This is a genomic window from Kitasatospora sp. NPDC058115, assembly GCF_042884635.1.
Taxonomy (GTDB): domain Bacteria; phylum Actinomycetota; class Actinomycetes; order Streptomycetales; family Streptomycetaceae; genus Kitasatospora.
Map to the genome: position 1 here is coordinate 62,673 of NZ_JBHVTL010000022.1, position 21,835 is coordinate 84,507.

The 21,835-nt window shown below is 73.8% G+C and carries 17 protein-coding genes; 9 read left to right on the top strand and 8 right to left on the bottom strand.

Translation table 11 applies throughout. From position 1 onward, the window contains the following. The first annotated feature begins 64 nt into the window (after positions 1–64). The 9 genes from ACFVVL_RS23400 to ACFVVL_RS23440 all read left to right on the top strand — a co-directional run bounded on the left by ACFVVL_RS23400 (position 65) and on the right by ACFVVL_RS23440 (position 13,372). Positions 65–877, top strand: coding sequence for an IclR family transcriptional regulator (locus ACFVVL_RS23400; RefSeq protein ID WP_380287900.1), 813 nt, complete (start codon positions 65–67; stop codon positions 875–877). Further along, entirely contained in the window at positions 874–2,061 is a 1,188-nt protein-coding gene (locus ACFVVL_RS23405; protein ID WP_387678213.1) for an NAD(P)/FAD-dependent oxidoreductase, read from the top strand. Before ACFVVL_RS23400 ends, ACFVVL_RS23405 begins: the two co-directional genes overlap by 4 nt. Next, on the top strand, positions 2,061–3,029 hold the full coding sequence (locus ACFVVL_RS23410; protein WP_387678216.1) for an alpha/beta hydrolase: 969 nt from the start codon (positions 2,061–2,063) through the stop codon (positions 3,027–3,029). Before ACFVVL_RS23405 ends, ACFVVL_RS23410 begins: the two co-directional genes overlap by 1 nt. Positions 3,030–3,284: 255 nt before the next feature. After that, a complete protein-coding gene (locus ACFVVL_RS23415) occupies positions 3,285–3,887 on the top strand; it encodes an isochorismatase family protein (RefSeq protein WP_380287896.1) in 603 nt (200 codons plus the stop codon). Positions 3,888–4,070: 183 nt separating this feature from the next. Further along, the gene (gene aceB, locus ACFVVL_RS23420; protein WP_380287894.1) at positions 4,071–5,723 is read left to right on the top strand and encodes a malate synthase A; all 1,653 of its coding nucleotides are present in this window, start codon (positions 4,071–4,073) and stop codon (positions 5,721–5,723) included. Between the two features lie 135 nt (positions 5,724–5,858). Continuing rightward, on the top strand, positions 5,859–6,443 hold the full coding sequence (locus tag ACFVVL_RS23425; RefSeq protein WP_380287892.1) for a TerD family protein: 585 nt from the start codon (positions 5,859–5,861) through the stop codon (positions 6,441–6,443). A gap of 591 nt (positions 6,444–7,034) precedes the next feature. After that, entirely contained in the window at positions 7,035–11,435 is a 4,401-nt protein-coding gene (locus tag ACFVVL_RS23430) for a hypothetical protein (protein WP_387678220.1), read from the top strand. Positions 11,436–11,666: 231 nt separating this feature from the next. After that, positions 11,667–12,818 carry a sulfotransferase family protein gene (locus ACFVVL_RS23435; RefSeq protein ID WP_387678223.1) on the top strand — a complete coding sequence of 384 codons (1,152 nt, stop codon included), beginning with the start codon at positions 11,667–11,669 and terminating at the stop codon, positions 12,816–12,818. Between the two features lie 122 nt (positions 12,819–12,940). Further along, positions 12,941–13,372 carry a MarR family winged helix-turn-helix transcriptional regulator gene (locus ACFVVL_RS23440; RefSeq protein WP_380287924.1) on the top strand — a complete coding sequence of 144 codons (432 nt, stop codon included), beginning with the start codon at positions 12,941–12,943 and terminating at the stop codon, positions 13,370–13,372. A gap of 119 nt (positions 13,373–13,491) precedes the next feature. Here ACFVVL_RS23440 and ACFVVL_RS23445 read toward each other — a convergent pair whose 3' ends face one another. The 8 genes from ACFVVL_RS23445 to ACFVVL_RS23480 all read right to left on the bottom strand — a co-directional run bounded on the left by ACFVVL_RS23445 (position 13,492) and on the right by ACFVVL_RS23480 (position 21,610). Continuing rightward, positions 13,492–14,289: an alpha/beta fold hydrolase gene (locus ACFVVL_RS23445; protein WP_387678226.1), complete on the bottom strand. Its 798-nt coding sequence runs from the start codon at positions 14,287–14,289 to the stop codon at positions 13,492–13,494. Further along, positions 14,286–14,930, bottom strand: a complete 645-nt coding sequence (locus ACFVVL_RS23450; RefSeq protein ID WP_387678229.1) for a LysR substrate-binding domain-containing protein — start codon at positions 14,928–14,930, stop codon at positions 14,286–14,288. The genes ACFVVL_RS23445 and ACFVVL_RS23450 overlap by 4 nt, the downstream gene beginning before the upstream one ends. 6 nt (positions 14,931–14,936) lie before the next feature. Then, positions 14,937–15,725, bottom strand: coding sequence for a DUF6182 family protein (locus tag ACFVVL_RS23455; protein WP_387678232.1), 789 nt, complete (start codon positions 15,723–15,725; stop codon positions 14,937–14,939). A 92-nt stretch (positions 15,726–15,817) separates the two neighbouring features. After that, on the bottom strand, positions 15,818–16,942 hold the full coding sequence (locus ACFVVL_RS23460; RefSeq protein ID WP_380287880.1) for a hypothetical protein: 1,125 nt from the start codon (positions 16,940–16,942) through the stop codon (positions 15,818–15,820). After that, positions 16,942–18,393 (bottom strand): FAD-dependent oxidoreductase, encoded by a 1,452-nt coding sequence (locus ACFVVL_RS23465; RefSeq protein WP_387678235.1) that lies wholly within the window; start codon positions 18,391–18,393, stop codon positions 16,942–16,944. Before ACFVVL_RS23465 ends, ACFVVL_RS23460 begins: the two co-directional genes overlap by 1 nt. After that, positions 18,390–19,244: a class I SAM-dependent methyltransferase gene (locus ACFVVL_RS23470; RefSeq protein WP_380287876.1), complete on the bottom strand. Its 855-nt coding sequence runs from the start codon at positions 19,242–19,244 to the stop codon at positions 18,390–18,392. Before ACFVVL_RS23470 ends, ACFVVL_RS23465 begins: the two co-directional genes overlap by 4 nt. A 27-nt stretch (positions 19,245–19,271) precedes the next feature. Then, positions 19,272–20,954 carry a GH3 auxin-responsive promoter family protein gene (locus ACFVVL_RS23475; RefSeq protein ID WP_387678238.1) on the bottom strand — a complete coding sequence of 561 codons (1,683 nt, stop codon included), beginning with the start codon at positions 20,952–20,954 and terminating at the stop codon, positions 19,272–19,274. After that, a complete protein-coding gene (locus ACFVVL_RS23480) occupies positions 20,951–21,610 on the bottom strand; it encodes a hypothetical protein (RefSeq protein WP_387678241.1) in 660 nt (219 codons plus the stop codon). Before ACFVVL_RS23480 ends, ACFVVL_RS23475 begins: the two co-directional genes overlap by 4 nt. Positions 21,611–21,835 lie beyond the last annotated feature (225 nt).

Consider the following 21,835-nt stretch of genomic DNA (forward strand, 5'->3'; position numbering starts at 1 on the left):
ATCCGGGCGGACACGGGTGCCGCCCGGGCCCCTGCCGACAACGATGCGGGAAGGAGAAATCACCATGGGGGCCGTTGATGCGAACAGCGGTGGTCAGCGGACAACCGGCGCGGTGCAGTCGCTCCGCAGGGCGTTCACGGTCCTGGAGGCCGTGGTCGACAGCGACGACCCGATCGGGGTCTCCGACCTGGCCCGCCGCAGCGGTCTGCCGGTCGGCACGGTCCACCGCCTGGCGCAGACCCTCCACGAACTCGGCTACGTCCGCAAGGACGAGCAGAGCAAGTACCTGCCGGGGCCGCGCCTGCTGAAGCTGGCCAAGAGCAATCAGAAGGCGATCACGGTCGTCGCGCAGCCCTACCTCGACGACCTCGCCAGGCGCTACGGGGAGTCGGTCGCCGTCGGGACGCTGAACGGGGACTACGTCGTCCACCTGGCCAAGACGCCGGGGTCACGGTCGATCAGGATCTGGACCAACCTCGACGAGCCCCTGTACCCGCACTCCTCGGCGATCGGGAAGATGCTGCTCAGCAGGCTCCCCGACGAGCGGGTCCGCACCATCCTCGGCCACACGAAGATGCCGCGCTTCACCGATTCGACCCTCACGGACCCGGACGAGCTGCTCGCCGAGCTGGCCGCCGTGCGCGAGCGCGGATTCGCCGTGAACGAGGGGGAGCAGGAGGCGGGGATGCGCTGCGTCTCGGTGGCCATCCCGCTCCGGGGGGAGCTCCTCGGGTTCTCGCTCTCCGCCCCGACCCTGCGGATGTCCGACGCGGTGCTCGCCGAGATCGTCACGGGGCTGAAGCGGGCCGCCGTCGCCCTCGCGGCGGAACTGGACGGCGCACGAGGCCTTTCACAGAAAGAGATCCACAGGAAGTGAACCGGGAAGTGAACAACGTCAAGAACGCGTCCGTCGTCGTCATCGGCGCCGGGATCGCCGGTGTGACCACCGCCTTCCACCTGGCGCGCCGCGGGGCCAGGGTCACCGTCGTCGACGACGGCGGATTCGGCCAGGCGACCGCGGCCGGCGCGGGGATCATCGCGCCCTGGGTGTCCTCCTCCGAGGGCGACTTCTACGAGGCCTACGCCGCCGGGGGCACCTACTACCCGGAGTTCCTGTCGCAGCTGGAGGCGCTCGGACTCCCCGAACTCGGGTACCGCCGCTCGGGCGCGCTGATGGTCAGCGCGGACGCCGCCGAGGTCGACGCCGTCGAGGAGCGGATCGCCGGCCGCGTGCGCGACGCCGGACCGGTGGCGGGCACCCTCGAACGCGTGGACGGCACCCGCGCCCTGGAGCTCTTCCCGGCGCTCGCGCCCGGGCTGAGCGGGCTGTTCGTCCCGGGCGGCGGCCGCGTCGACGGCCGGGTGCTCCGTGACGCGGCCCTGAGCGGGGCGCTCGCGTTCGGTGCCCGGCACGTGGTCGACGCGGTCGTCGGGCTCGCCCCTTCGGGGGCCGGCTGGCGGATCCGGACGGCCACGGCGGACCTCGACGCCGACGCGGTCGTCGTGGCCGCGGGTGCGCGCGTCACCGATCTGCTCGGCCGGCTCGGCCTCCGGGTGGGGGTCAGCCCGCAGCGCGGGCAGATCGTCCACCTGCAGCTGCGCGGCGTCAACACCTCGCCGTGGCCGACCCTCCACCCGTTCGCCGACCACTACATGACGCCCTTCGACGGCGGCCGGATCGCCGTCGGGGCCACCCGCGAGACCGGCAGCGGATTCGACCCCAGGGTGACCGCGGCCGGGCAGCTGTCGGTCCTGCGCAACGCCCTTGAGCTCGCACCGGGCCTCGCGGAGGCGACCGTGCTGGAGACCAGGGTGGGCATCCGCCCCATGGCGGACGGCCGGATGCCGCTGGTCGGCCGGGTGCCCGCCGCCGACGGCCTCTGGCTGGTCGCCGGGTACGGCGCGGCCGGGCTCACCATGGCGCCGCTGCTCGGCGACGCCGTCGCGCGCGATGTGCTGGGCGAGGCGGCTCCCGAGCTCGCGGCCTTCCCCGTGGCGGTCGAGCGGCAGGCCCGCGGGGACGGGGCCACCGGGGGCACGCCCCGTGGGGACGGGGCCTGATGGCGGCCGCCTCCCACGCGTACCGGCGGGCCCGGGTCGAGGTCGCGGGCGGTCGCTCCACGGTCGGGGTGTGGGAGCCGGTGGCACCCCCGCCCGGACCGGTTCCGACCGTCTGCGCGATCCACGGCATCACCTCGAACCACCTCTTCCTCGCCGGCCTCGTCGCCGCACTGCCGGGCGTCCGGGTCATCGCCCCCGACCTGCGCGGACGGGCGGGTTCGCGGCACCTGGGGGCCCCGTACGGGATGCGGGCGCACGCGCGGGACGTGCTGGCCGCGGTCGAGGCCCTCGCCGGGCCCGGAGAGGTGACCCTGGTCGGCCACTCCCTCGGGGGCTTCGTCGCGATGACCCTGGCGGGGCTCGCCGACGGGGACCTCGCGGTGGCGGAGCACCGCTTCCGCGGCCTCGTCCTCGTCGACGGGGGGCTGCCCCGGCCGCCCCGGCCTCCCCGGGCCGCCGATGCGGCCGACCCGGCCGACCGGCCGGCCGCCGTGGGGCCGGCGGCCCGGCTCTCCATGGTGTTCGACGGCGTCGAGGAGTACCTGGACTTCTTCCGCGCCCACCCGGCCTTCGCCGACGGGGTGGACCCGGTGGCGGCGGAGAGCTTCCGCTACGACCTGGTCGCCGACGACGCCGGCGGCTTCCGCGCCTCCACCGCGGTCGAGGCGATGCAGGCGGACTCCGACGACGTGTACGGCGCACCGGACTTCGGCCGCGGCGTCGAGCGCGTCATGGGGGATCCCGCGCGCCGGCGCGACGTCCACCTGATCGTGGCGGAAGGCGACCTGGTCGCCGCCCGCCCCGGCCTCCACCCCGCCGGGATCCTCGCCGACTACCGGCGGCGGTGGCCCGGCGTGCGGATCACCGAGGTCGCCGGCACCAACCACTACGACATCCTGCTCGCCGGCCGCGGCATCCGCGTCTGCGCCGAGGCGGTGCTCGCCGCCCTCGGCCCCGACCGCGCCTGATCACGACCGACCACGACTGATCGCGACCGGCCGCGACCGGCCGCGACCGATCCCCACCGATCGCGCAGCCGTCCACCGGGACGCGGCCGCGCCGGCCCACCCGCATCGCCGGGCGCCGCGGGCCCCGTCGCCGGCACGCCACGGTCCGTGCCGGCCGGCCCCGCGCCCCCGGCCCGACCTCCAGCCCGACCTCCGGCGACACCCGGCCGGAACACCGCAGCGGACAACGCGCTGCCCAGCCAACGAAAGGTACCCATGAATCTCTTCGACCCCGCCACCACCGCCCTCGTCTGCATCGACCTCCAGGGAGCGAACCTCTCGCACGGGGCCGAGCCGCACTCTCCGGAGGAGGTGCTCGGCCAGAGCCTGCGGCTGCTGGAGGCCGCGCGCGCCGCCGGATCGCTGGTGGTCCACGTCCGCACCTCCTTCCTCCCCGACGAATCGGATTCGCTGCAGCCGCTGCGCATCGAGCAGATGCGCCCGGCGCGGCCCCACCGGGAGCCGGGATGGGACGAGCTGCTTCCGGAGGTCGCGCCCACGCCCACCGAGCCGGTGATCTCGAAGCGCAGCTGGAACGCGTTCCACGGCTCCGACCTGGACGTCCAGCTGCGCCGGCACGGGATCTCGACGATCGTCCTGCTGGGGATGTCCACCAACTTCGGCGTCGAGGGCACCGGCCGCGCCGCGTACGAGCACTACTACAACGTGGTGTTCGCCAAGGAGGCCATGTCCTCGGTCACGGCGGAGGGCCACGCGTTCTCGGTGGCGAACATCCTGCCGCTGATCGGCGTGGTGCGCTCGGTCGACGAGATCGCCGGGGCCTTCGCGGGCGCGCCGAACGAGGAGGCCGCCGCCTGACCCGGCCCACGCCGGTGCGAGCAACTCCCCCGGGGAATGCTCGCCGTTGACGGAGCCGCGCCCGGTTCAAGCACCCCACCGGGCGCGGCTCCCACCCCGGAACCCCTTCTGCGGGCTCCGACCGGGGACGCTCCCGCCGGAGCTCCCCCCACCAGGCTCAACCGTCCTAGGAGTGTCCTGTTCATGGCTGCACATCAGGGGCCCGTCAGCGCCTCGCCCGCCGATCCGGCGGTCACCGTCACCGGTCCGCACGTCCACCGGGCGGAGGAGGTGCTCACCCCGGAGGCGCTCGCCTTCGTCGCCGGCCTCCACCGTGCCTTCGAGGGCCGCCGGCAGGAGCTCCTCGCCGGGCGGAGGACCCGCCGCGCCGAGATCGCCCGGACCGGCGTGCTGGACTTCCTCCCCGGGACCGCGGACGTCCGGGCCGGCGACTGGACGGTGGCCGGGGCGCCGCGTGCCCTCCAGGACCGCCGGGTCGAGATCACCGGTCCGACCGACCGCAAGATGGTGATCAACGCGCTCAACTCCGGCGCGAAGGTCTGGCTCGCCGACTTCGAGGACGCCACCGCCCCGACCTGGGAGAACGTGGTCGGCGGCCAGGTCAACCTGATCGACGCCTTCGAGGGCCGGATCGACTTCACCACCCCCGCCGGCAAGGCCTACACCCTGCGGCCCGCCGCCGAACTCGCCACCGTCGTGGTCCGCCCGCGCGGCTGGCACCTCGACGAGAGCCACCTGCTGGTCGACGGCGTCCCGGTGGCCGGCGCGTTCGTCGACTTCGGCCTGTACTTCTTCCACAACGCGGCCCGGCTGCTGGCCAAGGGCGCCGAGGACCCGAACTCCGGCCCGTACTTCTACCTGCCGAAGATCGAGAGCCACCTGGAAGCCCGGCTGTGGAACGACGTGTTCACCCGCGCCCAGGCCGAACTCGGCATCCCGCACGGCACCGTTCGCGCCACCGTGCTCATCGAGACCATCACCGCCGCGTTCGAGATGGACGAGATCCTCCACGAACTGCGCGACCACGCGGCCGGCCTCAACGCCGGCCGCTGGGACTACCTGTTCTCCCTGGTCAAGAACTTCCGCGACGCCGGCGCGCACTACGTCCTGCCGGACCGCAACAGCGTCACCATGACCTCCCCGTTCATGGCCGCCTACACCCGGCTGCTGGTGCGGACCTGCCACCGGCGCGGCGCCCACGCGATCGGCGGCATGGCCGCGTTCATCCCCAGCCGCAGGGACCCCGAGGTGAACGCGGCCGCCCTGGCGAAGGTCACGGCCGACAAGGAGCGCGAGGCCGGTCAGGGCTTCGACGGCTCCTGGGTCGCCCACCCGGACCTGGTGCCGGTCGCCCGGGCCTGCTTCGACGCCGTCCTCGGCGAGCGCCCGCACCAGAAGGACGACCCGGGCCCGTCCGGGCCGGTCACCGCCGCCGAACTGCTCGACGTCGCGGGCGCCGGCGGCAGCTGCACCCGCACCGGGCTGCACAACGCCGTCCAGGTCGGCGTCCGCTACCTGGAGGCGTGGCTGCGTGGGCTCGGCGCGGTCGGCATCTTCAACCTGATGGAGGACGTGGCCACCGCCGAGATCTCCCGTTCGCAGGTCTGGCAGTGGGTCAACAACGGGGTCGTCCTCGCCGACACCGGCGAGACGGTCACCGCCGGACTCGTCCGCGCACTGGTCGCCGAGGAGCTGGCGGGGCTCCGCGCCGAGCTGGGGGAGGAGGCCTACCGGTCCGGCCGCTGGCCGGAGGCCGCCGAACTCTTCGAACAGGTCGTCCTGGCCGAGGAGTTCGTGGACTTCCTGACCCTCCCCGCGCTCCCCCTGCTGGGCTGATTCCCCCCCCGTCGGCGGCGCGGACGTCCGCCCCGGCAGGATCGGGGGCGAACCGGCTCACCGGCTGTTTCGGGTCGGTGAGCCGGCTCAGGCAGACTTGAATCTGCAACAGTTCCCCCACCGAGAGGACCACGCATGATCACGCTGACGAAGGACGACGGCCCGGCGGATCTGGACGGGGTGACCCACCTGTCCATCGGGGTTTCCTGGGATCCGACCGCAGGGAGCAGCGGCGGCCTGCTGGGCAAGCTCCGGCAGAAGCAGGGCACCGACCTCGACCTGATCGCCATCGCCATGCAGGGCGCCGAGCCCGTGCGTCTCGCCGGCCTGGACTCCCTGGATCCCCTGGGCAACGGCTCGCTGGTCCACAGTGGCGACAACCAGACGGGCCACGGAGACGGTGATGACGAGACGGTCACCGTCGAGTTCGCCCGGGTGCCCGCCAACATCACCTCCATCGTGTTCATCGCCGCCGCCTACAAGAAGCGCAGCGCTTTCCAGAACGCCCGCAACATCAGCTTCAAGGTCTACGACGCGACGGGCGGCAGCACCCAGCAGGTCGCGGACATCTGGCCCAGCATGCTCACCAACGACAACGGCTGCGCCGTGGCCAAGGCGATGCGGGCGGGCTCGGGCTGGAAGCTCCAGGTGATCAACGAGACGGGGAAGATCAAGCAGGGGGACGAGAAGGACCTGATGCGTTTCGCCGTGAGCAAGTAGCACGGGCCCGGGCGCGACGTCACGCAGGACCGGAAGGGCCGGCAGGCCGGCAACATCCGCCCGCCGCGGTTCCTTCCGCTCCGGTGTCCGCCCGGCCGCGAGGGGCCCGCACCGCGATGTGTCGCACGGTGCGGGCCCCGGCGTTTCCGGGCGCCGTCCGCCACCCGGGCGATGGTCCCGGCTTCCAGGTAGTTCATATGACTGATTCCCTGGCTTGTCCGTGCCTGCCTGCCGGGCGTGTCCGCGTCGGCGGGTGAACGTGGGGGCGTTCTGTACTCATCGACCGATCGACGTTCCAGGGGCCGCCCGGTCCGATCGGCCGGCACGGAGGGCTGGTTCGTCATGGTTCGGACGTGGTCGGGATCCCGGCGGAGACGGTGCGCGTCCTTCGCGGCCGCACTGCTGGCCTGGGGGGCGGTGGTGCTCGCCGTACCGCCGGTGGTCGTGGCCGATCCGGGCCCGGCCGACCGGACACCCGCCGCCGCCCGGGCCGCGTCGCCCACGCCGCCGCCCACGGCGTCGGCGTCGCCCGCACCGGCCGCACCGGCCGCACCGGCCGCACCGCGGGCGAAGCGGGCCGCGGAGGTCGACGTGACGACCAACGTCGCCGGGCCGACCAGCGGATCCGCGGGCCAGGAGTTCACCTACACGGTGACCATGAGCAACAACGCGCTGACCGCAGCCGACGGATCGCCGTTCACCGTGACGCCGCCGGCCGCCGCGACGAACGTGGCGGCGAGCTGCTCGGCCGCCGCCGGCGCCGCCTGCCCCGCCTCGCTGACCGTGTCGGACAGTCAGATCTCGGGCACGGCGGTGACCCTGCCGCACCTCGGGGTGCTGACGTTGACCGTGACCGGCCGCTTCGGCGCCCCCTCGGCGTCGTCGGTGACGGCCTCCTCGCACATCGACCCGCCGCCGGGGGCCACGGACTCCGACCCGAGCTCCAACGACAGCTCGGTCAGCACGACGGTCAGCAACCAGATGAGCCTGCGGGTCACCAAGTCCCAGTCGTCGACCACGATCCTGCCGGGTCAGCCGAACACCTACACGGTGACCTTCGGCAACGAGGGCAACGGCTGGGCGGACGGCGCGACGATCCGCGACTACCTGAGCGCGTCGCGGTCGCTGTACACGTCCTATGCCGTGCACATCGTCTCCTGCGACGGCACCGGCGGCGCGTCCTGCCCGTCGTTCATCCAGGACACCACGGCCAACAACAGCACCATGATCTTCTCCGGCCCGGTCGGGTCGTTCCCGCCGGGTGCGAAGCTGACGGTGGTGATGACGGTGGACCCGTCCGGTCCGGAGCCGGAGTGCTCGCCGTCGCCGACCGCCGACATCGTCGGCAACACCGCCAACATCTTCACGCCGACCGGCGTGACCAACACCCTGTCCAGCCAGGCGTACGTCTCGGCGACCGGCCTCACTCCGGGCAACTGCCCGCAGACGGACATCTCCGTCACCAAGACGCAGAGCAACACGCAGATCCTGCCGGGCATGCCCAACACCTACACGGTCACCTACCGGAACAACGGCCCGAACGCGGCGGACGGCTCGACCATCCGCGACTACCTGGAGTCGACGCAGCGGATCTTCACCTCCTACGCCGTGCACATCGTCTCCTGCGACGGCACCGGCGGGGTGAGCTGCCCGTCATTCGTCCAGGACACCACGGCCAACAACAACACGATGGTCTACTCCGGCGAGCTGGGCGCGTTCCCGCCCGGCGCCGCGCTGACCATCGTCATGACGGTCGACCCGACGGGCGCGCCCACCACCTGCAGCAGGAATCCGACGGTCGACATCGTCGGCAACACCGCGCAGCTGTTCACCGTCAGGCCGCTGGTCAACACCGGCGACACCACGGCGTACACCAGCGCGACCGGGCTGACGCCCGAGGCCTGCCCGCAGACGGAGATCTCCGTCACCAAGACGCAGGCCAACACGGTGATCCTGCCGGGCATGCCCAACACCTACACGGTCACGTACGAGAACAAGGGGCCGAACCCCGCGGACGGGTCCACGATCCGGGAGTACCTCAGCTCGCCGACGACCCTCTTCCGCTCGTACGCCGTGCACGTCGTCTCCTGCGACGGCACCGGCGGCGCGACCTGCCCGTCGTTCATCCAGGACGGGACGGTCGGCGACAGCCAGCCGGCCTACTCCGGCGAGGTGGGCGCGTTCCCGCCCGGCGCCAAGCTGGTCGTCGTCGTGAGCATCGACCCGGCGGACCCGACCCCGCTGGCGGCCTGCCCGAACACCGCCACGATCGTCGGCAACAACGCGAACTTCTTCGTCCCGACGACGCTGGTCAACACCGGGAACAGCTCCGCCGGCACCTCGGCGACGGCTCCGTGCGCGGACATCGCGGTCAACAAGGCGGTCGAGCCGGCCGCGGTGCAGGCCGGGGAGGCCGTCACCTACACGATCAAGGTCTCCAACGGGTCGCCGCAGACGGCGAGGACGGTGGAGTTCTCCGACCCGCTGCCCCCGGCCACCGCCTTCGTCTACGGCTCGGCGAGCTGCGTGGCGAACTCCGGCGCCTCGGTGTGCGGTCCGGTGGTGTTCGACCCGGTGACCCGCACCGTGACCTCCACCATCCCGCAGATCGGCGCCGGCCGGGACTTCGTCACCATCACCGTCACCGGCACCGCCGGGCCGATCCCCGGCACCTACCCCAACACCGCGACCGGCCGCTCCTCCACCGGTCCCGACGCGTTCCTGGACGCGATCCCCGCCTCGAACGAGAGCACCGTCTCGCTCCAGGTCTTCAACACGGCCTCCACCATCACCGTCGTCAAGCAGCTCACCGGTCTGCCCGCCGGCGGCCTGCCCGCCCCGCTCACCTTCACCGGAACGGTCACCTGCGGCACCCAGGCGCCGCAGACCTGGTCGGTCACCGTCCCGGCCGGAGCGAGCGGCGCCACCGCCGCACCGCTCACCTTCTACGACGGCCAGCAGTGCACCATCACCGAGGACCCGCCGCCGCCCCCGCCCGGGGGCCTGCACTACACCGGTCCGACGGTGATCAACCCCTCCGTCATCGACAGCCTCGGGCCGCAGGCCGACCATCAGGTCATCAGCTCCACCCCGCTGGGCGACAACGCCGACCTGAACCTCACCAAGGAGGTCGACCGGGTCACCGCGACCGCCGGGGACACCGTCACCTACACGTACGAGGTGGCCAACACCGGCACCGTCCCGGTCACCGGCACGACGATCGACGAGAACGTCTTCACCGGCAGCGGCACCAAGCCCGTCCCCGTCTGCCGGAGCACCGACCTCGCCCCCGCCGCGACCACCACCTGCACGGCCACCTACACCGTCACCGCGCAGGACGTGACCGCAGGATCGATCACCAACACCGCCACCGCGACGGCCATCGCGGCCACCGGGCCCGACCCGGTGAGCAACGAGGCCACCGCGACCGTGCGCACCGTCACCGCGCCCGGCATCCTGCTCGCCAAGGGCGTCACCCCGGACACCGTCGACCGGGCGGGCACCGTGCTGTCCTACTCCTTCACCGTCACCAACACCGGCGGCGTCCCGCTCACCGAGGTGCACATCACCGAGACCGCGTTCAGCGGCTCCGGCGGCGCGCCGACGGTCGACTGCCCGGCCGCCGCGCTCACCCTGGCACCGGGCGACTCCGTGGTCTGCACCGCCACCTACACCACCACCCAGGCCGACATCGACACCGGCACGATCACCAACGCCGCCACCGCCACCGGCCGCGCGCCCACCGGCTTCGACAGCCCCGTCTCCGCCGAGGTCCGCGCGACCGTCACCGCGCCGGCCGTGTCCGGGCTCACCCTGGCCAAGACCGCGGACTCCGCCGACACGCCGCCGATGGAGGGCTCCACGGTGACGTACCGGTTCCTCGTCACCAACACCGGCAACGTCACCCTCGGCGGACTCGACGTCCGGGAGACCGCGTTCGACGGCCACGGCACCCCGCCCACCGTCACCTGCCCGCCCGAGGCCGGCTCCCTCGCCCCGGGCGTCGCCATCGCCTGCACCGCCACCTACACCGTCACCGCGGCCGACGCCGCCGCCGGATCGATCTCCAACACCGCCGTCGCGAGCGCAACCGACCCCCGCGGCCTGCCCGTGCAGGCCGAGTCCACCGCCACCGTCCTCCCGGCCCAGGCCAACCCGGCCCTGACCGTGGCCAAGACCGCGTCCCCGACCACCGTCCACCAGGCGGGCGACACCGTCCACTACACCTTCACCGTCACCAACACGGGCAACGTCGTTCTCACCGACGTGACGGTGGCCGAAACCGCGTTCAACGGCCACGGCACCGCGCCGACCCCCGACTGCCCGCCGGCCGGCACCGCCCGACTGCTCCCGGGCGGGACGGCGACCTGCAGCGCCACCTACACCGTCACCGCGGACGACCTGCGGGAGAAGCGGATCGAGAACACCGCGACCGCCACGGGCCACGCGCCCGGCGGTGCGACCGTCGCCTCGCCCGGGGCCACCGCCCAGGTGACGGTGGAGGTGGCCGGCCCCAGCCCGTCGCCGAGCCCGTCGCCGTCGCCCAGTCCGTCGCCGTCGCCGAGCCCTTCGCCGAGCCCGTCGCCGTCGCCGAGCCCGTCCCCCAGTCCGTCGCCGAGCCCGTCGCCGAGCCCGTCGGCGTCGCCCAGCCCGTCGCCGTCACCGTCGCCCAGCCCGTCGGTGTCTCCGAGCCCCTCGCCCTCGCCGACGGTCAGTCCCTCGCCCTCGCCGAGCCCGTCACCGTCGCCCAGCCCGTCGGCGACCCCGACGTCGCCGTCGCCGTCGCCCGGCCCGAGCCACCCGGGCCCGAGCCACCCCGGTCCTGGCCACCCCGGCCCGGGTCATCCCGGTCCGACCCACCCCGCCCCGACCCACCCCGGCCACGAACTCGCGGAGTCCGGCATGAGCATCGCGCCGGTGCTCGGGTACGCGGCGCTGGTCCTGCTCGCCGGAACGGTCCTGGCCCTGACCGTCAGCAGGCGACGCCGCTGACGACGGCCGACCCGTGGACCACGGCGCCCGCCCCCTTCCCGGGGCGGGCGCCGTGGTCCGCCGTCACCGCGCCGGCCGTGCACGGGGGCGGGGGCGGGTGGACGGGGGATTTGGTCGGGTGGCGGGATTTTTGGGTCGAAGTGTTTCGGCCAATCGTTGTGGCGGGGGAGCAGTTGATCATTAGTGGTGCGCTACTCTCCGCTGAGACGAATCCCGTTTTGGGGGGTACAAGTGAATGATCGGCACGATGGGTGCGGCTCGCTGTTCGAGTTGCGCGATATTCTTGCTGTTGCCCGGCAGGAGGAATTCGAGGGGAAAGCGCTGGAGCCGTCTTTCGTGCCGGCCTTCGGTGAACTCGTGGCGTCGTTGGAGGGGGAGGCGGCGCTGACGCCGGCGGGGGTGGCGGTCACGCGGCAGCGGCTGGCGCTTTCGCTGGCCAATCAGCTCAGGGTGCGGGAGCTGGTCGAGAGCGGGCGGGTCGATCCGTGGGGCTGCGGGGACGACGCGGTATTCGTGGTGGGGCTGCCGGGCAGCGGGCTCCAGCGGTTGCAGCGGTTGCTCAGCCGGCACCCGGGGCTGAACATGCCCTCGCTGTGGGAGGTGGCGCGGCCCAGCACGGACTGGCTGCCGTGGCGGTGCGACCCCTCGCTCGTCGACCCGTTCGTGTACCCGCTGTGGGAGCGGCGGCCGGGCGGGGCGGCGGGGCCGCAGCCGGATCCGGGGGCGCCGTGCGGGGACCACCTGCTGCTGTCGTACGCGTTCCACGCCCTGTCCGCGCCCATGGAGTACCGCGTTCCGGGGTACACGGACTGGCTCGACGCGCAGGACGCGACGGCGGCGTACACCTTCCACCGCAGTGCGCTGGCGGTGATCCTGGACCGGGTGCACGGCGGGCGGCCGGTGCTGGTCAGCGAGTTCCACTCGCTGCGGCTGGGCAGCCTGCTGTCGGTGTACCCGAACGCCCGCATCATCCGGGTGCACCGGGACCCGATGGAGTCGCTGGCCAATGTCGCCGGGACCAGCGCGCTGCGCCGGCGCGCCTGGTCGCTGCAGGTGGACCCGTACGCGGTGAAGGCGGAATGGGCGCGGCGGCTCGGCCGGGGGCTGGCCGGCCCGGAGTGGTACGACGCCTCGGTCGGGTCCCGGGTGCTGGACATCGCGTACGCGGAACTGGTGGAGCGGCCGCTGCGCACCGTCCGGCGCATGTGTGAGTTCATCGACGCGCCGCTGCCGAGCGGCGTCGAGCACCGCATGCTCGCGGAACCCCTGGGGGATTTTTTCGGGGATCATATCGAGACCGTCGACGTGCGACTTCCCGATATTTTCCACGACCACCGGGAAAACTACTGCCGGCATTGGGGGGTCGGCATGGCGACCAAATGACAGGTAATTCGGGCGGGGAATCCCCTGTTCGTGTTAGAATCCGCGCCGGTGGTTATTCCCGGAATGGATTCTCCCGGCGCCGGTGAAGGCGGGTGGGACCGGAAGGTTAGGCCGTGACGACAATGGCCCGTGAACGCGGAAGTGACATCGAGCTCTGGTGGCAGGTGTCGCGGCTGTCGACGTACGTGTCGCAGTTGCTTGAGCGCAGGCTCATGCGTTCCCACGGCATCGGCCTGACGGACTTCATCGCGCTCAGCACCATGCAGCAGTCCGAACCGCGGGTGATGCAGATGCAGGAGCTGGCGGAGGAGATGGGGGTCAACCAGTCGACCCTCAGCCGGGTGGCGGTCCGCCTGGAGCGCAGCGGGCTGGTGAAGCGCACCACCAGCGAGCACGACCGGCGGTTCGTCGTCATCCGTCTCACCGAGGTGGGGCGCCGGGAGCTGGAGCTCTACTCGGCCACCTTCACCCAGGAGCTCCACACCGCCTTCGAGATGGCCGCGATCTCCCCGGTGCTCTCCCCCTTCCTGGCCCGGATCCGTCCCGGGCAGTAGCGCGCCCGGGCGGTGGCGCTCCCGGTGCTCGCGGCGCCCGCGCTCGCCGGTCCGGTGGTTCCGCGGTTCCGTCCGCGGGAGGCGGGGCCACCGGACCGGCGCGGGGGCGAGGTCCCCGGTCAGCGGGTGCCGTCCCCGTCCAGCAGGGTGGTGAGCAGCCGGGTGGTCAGCTCCGGTGCCTCCAGCGGCTGGAGGTGCCCGGCCCCGGGCACGGTGACCAGCCGACCCTGCGGCAGGGAGCCGGCCGTCAGCGTCGCCTCGTCGACGGAGACCAGTTCGTCCTCCGTGCCGATGGCCACCAGGGCGGGGACGTCGGTGGCCCGCAGGACCTCCACGGAGTCGGGTCGCGTCGCGACGGCCTCCTGGGCCCAGGCCACCGCGCGCGGGTCGGCGGCCCTGGACCAGGCCAGCACCTCGGCCAGGGTGCCGGGGCGCTCGGCCTTGGTGGTGGCGCCGAGGAGCAGCGGCGTGGTCCGGGTGATCAGCTCGTCCCGCTGGGCGTCGTCGACCACGAGGCCGGCGAAGGCCCGGCGTCCGGCGGCCTGTTCGGGGGTGTCGGCGGTGGCCCTGGTGGCCAGCAGCGCCAGGGCGCCGACCCGCCGGCGGTGCCGGCGCAGGAACGCCATCGCCGCGTAGCCGCCCATCGAGCAGCCGACCAGGGTCACCTTCCGGTGGCCCAGGGCGTCGAGGCGCGCGGCCAGGTCGTCGGCGACGGTGTCCAGCGAGGGCGGCTGCTCGCCGAGCGGCTCGGCGCCGAAGCCGCGCTGGTCGGGCACGATGACGGTGTGTCCGCGCTCGCGCAGCGCCGTCGCCTGGGCCTGCCACATGGCGGAGCTCAGCGGCAGCGCGTGCAGCAGGACCACGGGCAGGCGCGGGGTCACGGCCCCGGTCGCGGTTCCGGTGGCGGCCCCGGTCACGGCTTCGCGCTCCGCTCGGCGGCGGCGACGAGGGCGGCGGCCTCCGGGGAGAGCCGCGCCCCGCGCAGCCAGCCGATCATCACCGGGGCGGGCGGCAGACCGCGCATCGGCACCACCCTGATGTGCGGCGGCACGACGTCGGCGAGCGACTGGAACGACACGTGCACGGCCTGCGTCGTGGCGAGCACGGCGGCCATGCCCTCCTGCGTGGTCATCGGGTGGACCCGGCGGATCGGCGTGCCGGCGGGCGTGCGCGGCGGCACGATCAGGTCCCAGACGTACGGCGGGAAGTCGCCGGGACAGCTGAAGGCGTCGTACTCGGCGGCCTCCTCGATCGACACCTCGTCGCGCCCGGCGAGCGGGTGGTGCTCCCCGACGATCACCGCCCGGTGGTCCTGGGCCAGGGTGGCGCTCGCGGCGATGTCCGCCTCGAACAGGTCGTACTTGACGATCATGAGGTCCATCGCGCCCTCGCGCAGCAGCCGGAACGGCTCGGTGACCTCGTAGGGGACGAACTCGACGGTGTCGGGGTCGGTGCCGGCCGCGGCGATGAGGCGCCGGGCCAGGTGCGAGGAGCCGTGCACGCCGAAGCGGACGGGACGTGGGGGAGCGGGTGCCGCGGCCGGCGGGGTCTCGGGCATGTCGGGTCAGGTCTCCTCGGTCAGTCCGGCGTACGCCTGGAGCTTGTGCGGGTGGTGGGTGTCGGTGTCGATGCGCAGGGCGGTGAAGGGGACGGCCATGCCGGTCAGACGGGGGACCGGGCGCAGGGTCAGCCGGTCCCCGGGGTGGATCAGCCCGTCCAGGACCGCCTCGACCAGGAGGTGGTTGAGCTGGACGAGGGCGTCGGAGACGGTGACCCCCGCCGTGGCGAGGTAGAGGTCGCGGTCGCGCGGGCGGCGGCGCGACCCGGCAGGCGGACCGGCAGGCGACCCGGTCGCCGGGCCGGCCGGGGGGCCCGCCGCCGGAGCGGCGGGGACCTCGACGGTCAGCGGCGGCCGGGAGCCGAGCGGGCGCCTGCCGTCGAAGGTCTTCAGCAGCCGCCGCAGCGAGGCGCTGTCGCCGTCCGTCCCGGGCCCGGCCCAGGCCGCCGAGCCGTCGGGCGCGATGTGCTCGAAGGCGAACCGCTCGCGCAGGTTCTCGGGCCGCCCGGCCAGGAAGACGGTCCGGGTGAAGGCCCGACGCCACGGTGCGGCGCGGTCCTCGGGCACGCCCAGCGCGAAGCGGCAGGTCTCCCGCACCCAGCCGTCGAGCGAGAAGCGGCCGATCACGGCGACCGCCACGGTGCCGTCCGCGGCCCCGTCCCGCGCGGTGATCTCGGCCTTGGCCGCCCGCAGGGCCTGCGGGCTGGACAGGTCGAGCCGCCCGGCCAGCTCGGGCAGGGCCGTGCGGAGCCGCTCGGCGGCGACGGAGAGCAGCAGTTCCGGGGTGATGGGCACGGGAGCGGTGGCAGGAACGGTCGCAGGAGCGGTGGCAGGAACGGTCGCAGGAGCGGTGGCGGGAGCGGTCACGGGAGCCGTCACAGGAGCGGTCATAGGAACACCGAGGCCAGCAGGGAGTGGTCGGGGACCGTCCGGCCCCGGCGCAGCAGGGAGGAGGTCAGCCGGTAGGGGTCGATGTGGGTGTGGTCGCGGCGGTGCGGGGTGAGGGCGGCGAGCAGCGCGTCCCGGCCCTGCTGCGGGGCGGTGCGGGCCCTGTTCAGCAGCTGCTCGGCCCGGGCCAGGCTCTTGCGCAGCAGGTCGTGCCGGAAGGACTGCTGCTGACCGGGGCCGAGCCCGGCGATGAAGTACAGCCGCAGCCCGAGCAGCCGGGCCTCGGGCGGGTGGTCCTCGCCGACGGCGTGCAGCAGGGCGTCGACCGTGTAGCCGTGCCAGCCGCCGTGCCGGGCCGAGGTGATCCTCCCCTCGATGGGCGTGCGGCCGATCGGCACCCGGTGCACGGTCGGGCCCAGGGCCGCCAGCACCCGTTCCAGCAGCTGGTAGTCGGGGTCGAGTTCGCGGTCGTACAGCACCACGATCTCGTCGTACCGGGGCGCGAGCGGCAGCAGTTCGCGCAGTGCGCAGGCCAGGTAGTTGGGGCGCCCGTCGGCGGAGACGATCTTGCGCAGCGGCAGGCCGAACCGGGTGGCGTCGAGGTACACCGGGCCGCCGCAGTCCCGGTGGTCCAGGCCCATCCCGGCGGCGACCAGGTGCTCGATCATCTCTTCGAGGCCGAACTCCGGCGGCTGGTGGGCCAGCAGCCCGGGGTCGTGCAGGCCGAGCCGCTGGTAGTGGCCGGACCACAGTTCGAGCACCCGGGTGCTGGCGGGGTGCACGAAGCCGGTGTGCTCGATCGCCTCCGTGTACGGCCGCAGGGCCGCCGCCGCGGGAGGCGTCCCCTCCTTGCGGAACGCGACGTAGAGCTCCCCGATCTCCTCCTCCGACAGCGAGCCGTAGTCGGTGTCGCCCCGGGTGCGGTCGAGGAACTCCCAGAAGCCGACGACCTGTTCGGTCGGGTGGTAGGTGGTGTGGCTGTAGCGGAAGGTCACCTCGGCGAGCTGCGCGGTGGCCCGGAACATCACGTCCGCCCAGAGCAGGCCCTTGAGGTGGCTGGGGGTCAGCGGCTTCGAGGGGGTGATGGTGATCGGTGCCAGCAGGACCCGGCCGGCCGCTGCCATCAGGCTCCCTCCCCGGTGGCGACGGCGTGCACCAGTTCCTCGCGGGTCGGCGGCTTCGGGCCGGCCGGGACGGCGGCGGCGGCGCGCACCCGCGCGCGGAAGCCGGCGTCGTCGAAGACCTCCGCGGGGGTGCTCAGGGTCATCAGCATCCGGGTCAGCCCGCGCCACACGGTGGCGTCGGTCGCGGCGGCCGCCGCCACCTCGCGCGTCGTGGGGCGGCCGGGCACGGCGGGCACCGGGACCGGCGGTGTGCTCCCTTCGGCCCGCGCCCGCCAGAGCCGGTCGCGGTCCAGGCTGTCCCGGGCGGAGTGGTCGTACCAGGGCCGCAGGAGCGTCTCCACGAGCCGGGCCGCCGCCTCGGCGCGCCCGGTGCCCGTCGCCGGACCGCCGTCGAGCAGATCGGCGGTGCCGAAGGCGTGCGCGAGGGAGAGCGACATGCCGCGCCCGTAGAGCGGGTCGACGACGCAGGCCGCGTCGCCGACCGGGAACAGGCCGGTGACCGGCCTCCCGTCCGCGGTGGGCGCGCCGTGCAGGAGGTTGGGCGGAACGGTCATGGTCTGCACCGGCGTCAGCGGTGTCGCGACGCGTTCGTCGCTCCACGCCCCGACGTACGGGGAGAGCCGGGCGACGGCGGTGAACGCGGCGGGCTCGCGCAGCGCGTCGGTGGCCGGATCGGCGGTCGGCACCCCGATGCTGATCGCGAAGACGCCGTTGTCCGCCGGGTGCACCACCACCGCGTAGTGGTCCCAGATGCCGCCGGCCGCGTTGCCCCGGTTGAGGGGGCCCGGCAGCGTGCCGTCCGCGGCGTTCAGCCGGTAGTAGCGGGTGAACGCCCGCAGCCGGTTGGGCGAGCTCAGGCCCTCCCCGACCGTCAGCCCGGCGGCGGCCAGCCAGGAGCGGGACTCCGCCCGGCGGCCGGTGGCGTCCACCACGAAGGAGGCGGGCAGCCGTTCGCCGCCGTCGGTCACGACGCCGGTCACCGCGCCGGCCGCTCCGCTCGGCCCGGCGTCCAGCAGCAGGCCGCGTACGGCGGTGCCATGGCTGACCGTCACGTTCGGCAGCGCCCGTACGGCCTGGTGGAGCAGCAGGTCCAGGTACGGCCGGCGGGCCGCGAGTGCCACCAACTGCTCGTCGCCGGCCTCGCGCCGGCGCGCCGCGGCGGGCGCGGCCGCCATGAGGTCGAGCAGCCGGGCGCCCTCCTCCAGCGCCCGGTCGAGCAGGCGGGGGGCCCGTTCGCGCAGCGTGCGCACCCCGAGCGAGGTGAGGATGTGGGAGTGGGCGCTCTGCGGCACGGTGGGCCGGTGCCACAGGCCGGCCGCCTTGCCGGCGGGCCCGTCCGGCGGGGGAGCGGCGCGCTCCAGGACCCGCACCGGCCGGCCCCGTTCGGCGAGGGCGAGCGCGGTGGCGAGGCCCGAGACGCTCGCTCCCACGATGACGGCGGGCGCGGTCAACGGCGCCGCCCGTGGACGAAGAAGACCCGGCGCACGTCCTTGACCTCGCGCGGCGGGACCGGGTCGGGCCAGCGGCCGAAGTTCGCGCCGCGGTCGCCGGGCTGGAGCGCCTCGACCTCGAAGCCGTACTGGTCGAACAGGGCCTCCGGATCGTCGCTGCCGAACAGCCAGGGGCAGCCCCAGCCCGCGAAGACGTCCAGGAGCCCGCGCATCTCCGGCAGGGTGAGGGCCGCGGTGTTGACGAGGTCGGCGGCGATCCGGCTGCCCGGTGCGCAGATCGCGGCCACCCGCTCCAGCATCCGGCGGGTGTCCGCCTCGGGGATGTAGTAGAGCAGCCCTTCGAGCAGCCAGGTGGAGGGCAGCGCCGGGTCGTACCCGGCCGCGATCAGCTCGGCCTCCCAGTCGTCCGAGGTGAGGTCGACCGCGACGGTCCGCAGGGCGCCCTGGGGGGCGACGCCGGCCAGCCGTTCCTCCTTGAACCGCAGCACCGCCGGCCGGTCGACCTCGAAGTAGCGGACGTGCTCGGGCCAGCGCATCCGGTAGACGCGCGAGTCCATGCCCGAGGGGGCCAGCACGATCTGGGTCATCCCCGGGTCCTCGGCCGCTCCGTGCAGGAAGTCGTCGAAGAACCGGGTCCGGATCGCGTTGTAGTCGGGGGTGCTGGGCAGCGACCGCGGCCGGTCGGGCGGGAAGGTCGCGGCGCGGACCTCGGTCAGCAGTTCGGGGCCGATGTCGCCGGCCAGCAGCGCCGCGTAGGGGTCCTCGTAGAGGCGGTCGTCGCGCCGGGACTCCGCGGCGCGCAGGGCGGCGGTGAGGAGCGCGGTGCGCTCCACCGGGTTCAGGTCTGCCATCTCGTTGCTCCTCGTGTTCGGTCCGGTTCAGGCCGCCGGGGTGCCGGTCAGGCGCTGCCACAGCAGGTCGTCCTGCCGGAAGAGGCGGTCCTTGACCTGGGTGGGGCGGACGCCGCCGCCCACGGCGGTGTGCCAGTCGCGGTGGAACGCCTCGGGGGCGAGCGGCAGCAGGGCGGGCGGGTCCAGCCGTCCTTCGGCGCGCGCCCGGTGGTAGCCCGCCGACTCCCGCCGCAGCGCGGCGTCCAGCAGGGCGGTGAAGCGGGTCCGTTCGGCGTCCTGCCAGGGGAGGGTGGGGGCCACCGCGAAGACGTAGCGCCGGGCCGTCCCCCCGGCCGGCTCCACCCGGCAGGCGACGTTGCGCAGCCCCAGGCCGGTGCTCTCCAGGGCGGTGCGCAGCGCCCGGACCACCTGGGACTCGCGCAGCCGCTCGCCCACCGCGTCGGAGCGGTTGGCCCGGCCCGCGTACCGCACCCGCGGCGCGCCGTCCGCCGAGTCGACCACCTGGACGACGTCGCCGACGGCGTAGCGGTAGAGGCCGCCGACGTGGCTGAAGACCACGTGGTACTCGCGCCCGGGCTCGACCTCGTGCGGCAGCAGGGTCGCGACGTCCGGGGTGAGGTCGGCGTCGGCGTCCACGAACTCGTACACCGCGGCGGTGGCCACCAGGCTGCCGGCCGAGCCGTGCCGGTCGAGCGGCACGCCGACCGGTCCCTCGGAGGCCGCCACCGGTGCGGGCAGCGCGCTGACGCCGGTGCCGAAGTCCTCGCGCAGGGCGGGCAGGTAGAGCGAGGCGACGCCGGTGGTCCAGCCGAACAGGGCGCGGATCCGGGGCCACACCAGGGCGGGGGTGACGGTGCCGAAGTACTCGGCGAGCCGCTCCAGTTCGGCCGCCCGCGCGGGGTCGGGGCGGCCGTGCCGGACGCCGCCCAGGGTGCCGTCGCGCACCTCCCGGACGATCCGCTCCCACCAGAGGTTCAGCTGGTACGGCACCGCCGCGATCATCGCCGGGTTGATGCCGATCAGGCAGCGCACGTCGCTCTGGACCGCCAGCCGCAGCCGCAGGTACATCTTCTCCAGGTGGTCGCCGGGCGCGACCTCCACCGGGAGGGTGGCCCAGGGGGCGGCCGTGCCCAGCTCGGCCGAGAGGGGCTCGCCGAACTTCTCCCCGAAGTCGACCTGGCTCGCGCCGACGTGCGGGTGGCCGTCGCGGGTGGTGGGCGGCGCGGCGAGCGGGTCGTGCTTGAGGTTGAGCACCGCGTCGGGCCGCTGCGCGACCTCGGGGAAGTTCTCGATCAGCGGCGCCCAGGCGGCGTAGTAGAAGGGGAAGAAGACCGTGCGCATGAAGCGCGGGGTGATCGGGATCTTCTTGTGGGCGCCGGTGCTGCCGCTGCTGGTGAAGTAGACGACGGGCCGGTCGGCCGAGAGCAGGTTCTGCTCCCCGGCGGCCATGCGCTCGATCAGCGGCGCGTGGGCGGCGTAGTCCTGGACCGGGACCGCCTTGCGGAAGTCGTCCAGGTCGCGGATCCGCCCGAAGTCGTGGGCGCGCCCGAACTCCGTGCCCGCGTTGAACTCCAGGAGGTCGGTGAGGACGTGCTGCTGCCGCTCCCGCAGGTCGGGGAGGGCCGCGCGCAGGGCGTCGCGCTCGGCGAGCACCCTGGTCCGGTAGCGGTCGGCGTGCCCGGGGGAGGCCCAGCCGTGTTCCGTGGTCACCGCGCGAGCACCTCCAGGACGGCGTCGGCCGTCCGTTCGGCACTGGGTTGTTCCTCGATCATCGCCACCGGCACGTGCCGCACCTCTTCCAGCATCAGCTTGCGAAGACTCTTCTGATAGCTCTCGAACCCGCCCCAGTCGGGCAGCCGGCCGAAGTGCTCCAGGGGGTTGAGCCGGGCCCCGCGGCCGAGGCGCTGCCACGCCGAGGCGGGGGAGACGTCCAGGTAGACCACCGCGCGGGGCTGGGGGAACGACCGCCACCAGGAGTACATGGGGTTCTCGTCGACGCCGGCCAGCCGGCACTTCGCGAGGATCTTGTAGTAATAGGAGTCGATCAGGAGCGGGACCTCCGGGTCCTGGCGCCGGATCTCGTCCCGCAGGTGGACCACGGCGGTCTGCAGCAGGCTGGCCAGGAACTCCGTGGAGTAGGCGCTGCCCAGGCCCGGCAGGACGTCCTCGAACACGCCGCGCCGCAGCCGGTCGATCAGCGCGTGTTCGGGGCGGACCAGTCCGCCGTCGGTGGACAGGGTGCGCCAGCCGGACGGCCCGGCCTCGACCGCGGACATGACCGAGGACTTGCCGGCCCCGTCCGGGCCCAGCAGGACGAAGAACGGACGGTCGGCCCCGGCGGGATCCGGGACGTCGGGCGAGGTCATGGAAGAGCACACCTCCTGCGTGGAAGGGTTGCTGAGCGGGGTGCGCGAAGGGAGACGGCCGCTTCGCGAGGCGCTAGAGGAACCTTCTTGCACGAGGCATGACTAGTCAAGTACTTTGATATGCATGCGTTTTGCACAGTGAGGGCGCCGGGGCCGGTGACGGCGGGCGGGGGCGTGCGGAGGGGGCGCGCGCGGGAGTGCGGCCGGGAATTCGCATGATGCGCG

Excerpts from the sequence above, each read along its gene's own strand:
- aceB (WP_380287894.1), top strand. The coding sequence starts at position 4,071 with ATGGCTGCACATCAGGGGCCCGTCAGCGCCTCGCCCGCCGATCCGGCG.
- ACFVVL_RS23440 (WP_380287924.1), top strand. The coding sequence starts at position 12,941 with ATGGCCCGTGAACGCGGAAGTGACATCGAGCTCTGGTGGCAGGTGTCG.
- ACFVVL_RS23450 (WP_387678229.1), bottom strand. The coding sequence starts at position 14,930 with ATGCCCGAGACCCCGCCGGCCGCGGCACCCGCTCCCCCACGTCCCGTC.
- ACFVVL_RS23400 (WP_380287900.1), top strand. The coding sequence starts at position 65 with ATGGGGGCCGTTGATGCGAACAGCGGTGGTCAGCGGACAACCGGCGCG.
- ACFVVL_RS23410 (WP_387678216.1), top strand. The coding sequence starts at position 2,061 with ATGGCGGCCGCCTCCCACGCGTACCGGCGGGCCCGGGTCGAGGTCGCG.
- ACFVVL_RS23480 (WP_387678241.1), bottom strand. The coding sequence starts at position 21,610 with ATGACCTCGCCCGACGTCCCGGATCCCGCCGGGGCCGACCGTCCGTTC.
- ACFVVL_RS23470 (WP_380287876.1), bottom strand. The coding sequence starts at position 19,244 with ATGGCAGACCTGAACCCGGTGGAGCGCACCGCGCTCCTCACCGCCGCC.
- ACFVVL_RS23415 (WP_380287896.1), top strand. The coding sequence starts at position 3,285 with ATGAATCTCTTCGACCCCGCCACCACCGCCCTCGTCTGCATCGACCTC.
- ACFVVL_RS23460 (WP_380287880.1), bottom strand. The coding sequence starts at position 16,942 with ATGGCAGCGGCCGGCCGGGTCCTGCTGGCACCGATCACCATCACCCCC.
- ACFVVL_RS23425 (WP_380287892.1), top strand. The coding sequence starts at position 5,859 with ATGATCACGCTGACGAAGGACGACGGCCCGGCGGATCTGGACGGGGTG.